Below are 4,662 nucleotides of genomic sequence, written 5' to 3' on the forward strand. Positions count from 1 at the left end.
GCGCAGATCCGGCACGAGGACGCGTTCGACATAAGTGGGGTCGGTTCCGGCTGGGGGCGAAATGACACCCTAAGCATTTGCGTCCTTGGGCCAGAGGTATTCGCCGGTCAGAAGAATGTGCGCCCACCCGAGCGGTGAGACATGGGCAAGGAGGTGATCGGGCGTGTCGAGACCCTCCCGGCGCCGTGCTTCGACAGCATGACCAAGGTGCAGCGTGTTCCAGTAGATGATGATGGCCGTGATCAGATTGAGGCCTGAGATCCGGTAATGCTGTCCTTCGGTCGTGCGATCGCGGATTTCGCCTTGGCGCCCGATCCGCAATGCATTCTTGAGCGCGTGGTGTGCCTCCCCCTTATTGAGGCCGACCTGAGCACGGCGTTGCATGCCGGCATCAAGAAGCCATTCGATAATGAACAGGGTGCGCTCGATCCGGCCGACCTCCCGCAACGCCGCCGCCAGATCGTTCTGACGCGGATAGGCTGCGAGCTTGCGTAAAATCCGGCTCGGCGCGACCTGTCCTGCGCTCATGGTCGCAGCACACCGGAAGAGATCGGGCCAATTGGCAACAATCAGCGCCTCACGCACCTTGCCACCGACCAAAGGTCTCAGGTCCCGAGGTGTGGCGGCGGAATCGAACACATACAGTTTTTTGGACGGTAGATCGCGGATACGCAGCACCAGACGGTAACCCAGCATCGCGCTGATCCCGAACAGATGGTCGGTGAAACCGCCTGTGTCGGCATACTGCTCCTCGATCCGTCGCCCGGCCTCGTTCATCGTCAGCCCGTCGAGGAGGTAGGGGGCCTCGTTGACCGTGACGGGGATCGTGCGCGAGGCAAATGGCGCGAAACGATCGTTTACATGGGTGTAGACCTTGATGCCCGGATCATTGCCATACCGGGCGTTGATCGTGTTCATCGCTTCGCCCTGCCGCGCGGCTAGAAAGAACTGCCCATCGGCAGATGCGGTTGTGCCCATGCCCCAGACCTGTGCCATGGGAAGCTCCCCCTGGGCAGCGACCACGGCCGCGAGCGCCTGGTTCATCGCTTCACTTTCCACATGCCAGCGTGCCAGCCGGGAAAGCTCCCAATAATCGTGCGTGTTCGACGCTTCGGCCATCTTGCGCAGCCCGAGGTTCAGCCCTTCGGCGAGCAGGACATTGAGCAAGCCGATCCGATCGTCACAGGGTACGCCGGTGCGCAGATGCGTGAAGTGTTCAGTGAAACCGAGTGCCGTATCGACCTCCAACAGGAGATCGGTGATGCGGACGGGTGGCATTCGCCGATACAGGTCGAGCATCAGGGCCTCGACGCCATCCGGAACATCCGCAGTCAGGCGGTCGATCCGGAGCACACCGTCCTCGATGACGCCTTGCGGGATCGTCCCTTTACGGGCAGCGCGGCCCAGGCGGACGAGCCCATCAGCGAGACGCGCCTTGCGCTCGGCCAGCCAGACATGCGGGTCGGGTGAGACCGCCAGCGTTGTTGCCAGCGCGACCGGCATCGGCACCAGGACCTCCCGGAGATCGCCATATCGGTGCGACCGTTCGATCCAGATATCGCCGGCACGCAAAGCATCTCGCAGGTGAAACATCACCGCCACTTCCCGTAGGCGCGCGTCATCGTCGCTTTTCACCCGCAAATGACGGCGCCACTTCGAATGAGGGCGGAGGAAGGCATCACCTGCCGAAATGGCCCCCTTGATCGCGATGGCTATAGCCGCGTCTAGCAGCGGGCGGCCAACCGGCGCGGCTTCGAGCGTCAGGCACCGCAGCATGCGCGGTGCGTAGCGGCGGAAGCGATGATAACCCTGATCGACATGGGCCAGCGGATCGTCACCCAGCGTGTCTGTCAGTTGCATGCCAGTGGCGACGAGGCGGGTCAGCTGCTCCCATCCGGCTGAATCCGCTACCGCCTCTTCCAGAGAGGCACCGTCTCCGTAGGCGGCGAGGAGCGACCTACCCAGAGTGGTGAAACCGCCCAGCGTTTCGGCCACGGACGTTCTTGCGTCTGCGATCCGCGCATCATGTAACTGTTTCGCCTCCCGCCAGGTGCGGCTGACGATCCGGTCATGAGTTTCGATAATAGCGTCGGCGGTCGCGGTGCCCCACTCAATGATGCATACAGCGAGAATGGCACGGCGCCGCTCGGCGTTGATGTCACGTAATCCATCGGCAAAATAGCGCTCCCCCTGACGGCGCAGACGAGCGACGCGATGCGGCGCAACGCCTGCCAGCAATCGCGTATCCAGATTCACTGCACGCAGAAATTCCAGGCGATCCAGCAACCGGTTTGCCGCGGCCGAATTGTTGCCCGGCTCGATCCGCCGCAACCAGATGAACCGGGTGATTCCGCCCGGCAGTATTTCGGTCGTGAGGTCGTCCAGCCGAGAACAGGCGGCGGGATCAAGCTGCTGGGCGATTTTCTTCTCCATCCGCCGCTCGGCGGCGACGAGCGCATCCGCGCACAGACGCTCAATGGTCGAGATCGCAGGCAAAATGGTCATGGTTGCGCGGCAGCGGGCGATGAAACGTCGAGCGAGATCCTCGTTCGATCGCGCCTGTTCGGCTTCGACGGACAGCCAGTCTCGGAAAGCCTGGGCGCGAGCACCCTGGCTGGGAAATGTGCCGTATCCGTAGATACGGCGTAAGGCTTCCATGTGCTGCTGACGTGTCTGACGTCGCACGGCATACCGGACAAGCGTATCTCCGGCGATACCGAGCTGGGCACCGAGAAAGGTGGAAATGGCCTGCGGGATCAGTTCTCCCGGCGCCAGGCTCCGTCCAGGGTAACGCAACGCGCACAGTTGCAGGGCGAAACCAATCCGGTTCTCCGGACGGCGTCGCTGATTGACATGGATCAGATCGTCGTTTGCCAGGATGTAATGCTGGAGCAGCGCTACCTCATCGACCGGCAGATCGAGCAGGGCCGCTCGTTGCCGGGCGCTGAGGATATGACGTCTAGGCATACACGATTGTCCCAGTTGAACAGATGTCTGTTTTGGACAACACTGACCCCACGTCAATCAAGGGTTTGTGGGGCATAAATCCGGAGGGGTTCAATTGGGACAACGCGCGGTCATCTACGCCCGTATTTCGACGGCGGACCAATCCTGCGAGCGGCAGTTGCGCGATCTGACGGGTTTTGCCGAGCGCGGCGGTTACGAGGTGGTCGGAACCTTCCGCGAAACCGCATCCGGCATGAAGGCAAACCGGGCCGCGCGAACCGAAGTGATGAAACTGGCGCAAGCACGTCGGATCGATGCGATCCTCGTGACTGAGCTGAGTCGTTGGGGTCGCTCGACGCAGGACCTGCTCGATACGCTGAACCGTCTGTCGGGCTGGCGCGTGTCGGTCGTCGCAATGAGCGGCATGACTTTCGAGGTCGATACCCCGCACGGTCGGATGATGGCGACGCTACTCGCCGGTATCGCTCAGTTTGAACGCGACATGCTGAGCGAGCGAGTCCGCTCGGGCCTCGCCGCCGCCTGGGCACGTGGTCGCAAGCTGGGACGCCAACTTGGCGATCGGCCAAAGTCTGATCGGCTCGCGCCCAAGGTACTCGCCCTGGTCGAGGAGGGACGCAGTTATCGGTGGATCGCCCGCGACCTCGGGCTCAGCAAAAACACAGTAGCTGCGATCATTGGGCGATCGCGCCTGGAGTCGGTTTCTGATATCGGAATTACGGGGTGAGCGGGGCTAGACCCATGACCTTGCCAAGATGGCAATATTCACTCTTCTCTCGAGCGTCAGCGTCTAAATTTAGCAAACCAAAAAGCAAACGTACCTTACAAGGATCACTTGCCCGAAGTGACCGATGGAGGCTGATATGGCGATAACACGGAGGTTCCCATGTCAGAGCTTCTTCTAACCACTTGCGACAGCGGTGGCGGCCATCTGCTCGCGGCCGGTATCGGCGATCGCGTCATGACGTTTGTCCGCCGATTGGCCGAAGGGCCGATCCCGGCATCGGGCCCGCCAGAACGCTTCTTCACCGATCGCCGTGCCCTATATGAAGCTGAAGGATTACCCTTTGAAGACTGGTGGTTCGACGTCGAACCCAAGGGCGTGCCCTCACGCAAAATCCGCGTTTGGTCCGGCCTGCCGGATCTGGCCCGTCAGTTCGACCAGGTGACGTTCTGGATCGATCCTGATCCCAACGCACAGCTGACCTTGATCCAGCTGCTCGACTGGATCGGCCACATCCCGGAGATCCTGCCCAAACTGCGCCTTAAGCAATCAGAGGAGCGTTTGGGCGCTCGCAACCCGGGAAACTGGTTCATGCCGCCCGTTCCCATCACGATCAAAGACGTAGGGCTGGCGTCCCGCGCCTGGGCGGCATTCCGCACCTCCACTCCGCAAGCCTGGGCTGCACTGCTGAACGAGGATCTTGGTCGCTTGCCAGGCCTGCGCAACGCCGTCCTCGGTATGCTCGACGAGTTGCCGGACGCATCAGGCCTCGGCGCCGGCGCGCGACGCATATTGCGCCTGACCGAGCGATACGAATGGTGGGACAAGATCGAAGCGCGCGGAGAAGCGGTCGATTACCCGTTCAAGGACAAGGATCGCCCGGCAACGGCGCTGCTTCAGAGGGTAGGACAGGTCAGCACCCGCATGGCACCCGGTTTCTGGGAGTTCGGCCAGACGATGTGCGCGCTCGGCAC

The 4,662-nt window shown here is 62.0% G+C and carries 3 protein-coding genes; 2 read left to right on the forward strand and 1 reads right to left on the reverse strand.

The annotated features are described in order from the left end of the window. Nucleotides 1–69: 69 nt before the first annotated feature. Nucleotides 70–2,967, reverse strand: coding sequence for a Tn3 family transposase (locus P792_RS24720; RefSeq protein ID WP_023977971.1), 2,898 nt, complete (start codon nt 2,965–2,967; stop codon nt 70–72). 94 nt (nt 2,968–3,061) lie between these two features. On the opposite strand from P792_RS24720, the gene P792_RS24725 reads away from it, so the two are divergent. Both P792_RS24725 and P792_RS35880 read left to right on the forward strand, forming a co-directional pair. Next, entirely contained in the window at nt 3,062–3,691 is a 630-nt protein-coding gene (locus P792_RS24725) for a recombinase family protein (protein ID WP_023977972.1), read from the forward strand. A 159-nt stretch (nt 3,692–3,850) separates the two neighbouring features. Further along, nucleotides 3,851–4,662 (forward strand): hypothetical protein (locus P792_RS35880; RefSeq protein WP_023977973.1); only part of this gene is annotated, 812 nt, incomplete at its 3' end.

The organism is Asaia sp. SF2.1 (assembly GCF_000505765.1).
Classification (GTDB): Bacteria; Pseudomonadota; Alphaproteobacteria; order Acetobacterales; family Acetobacteraceae; genus Asaia; species Asaia bogorensis.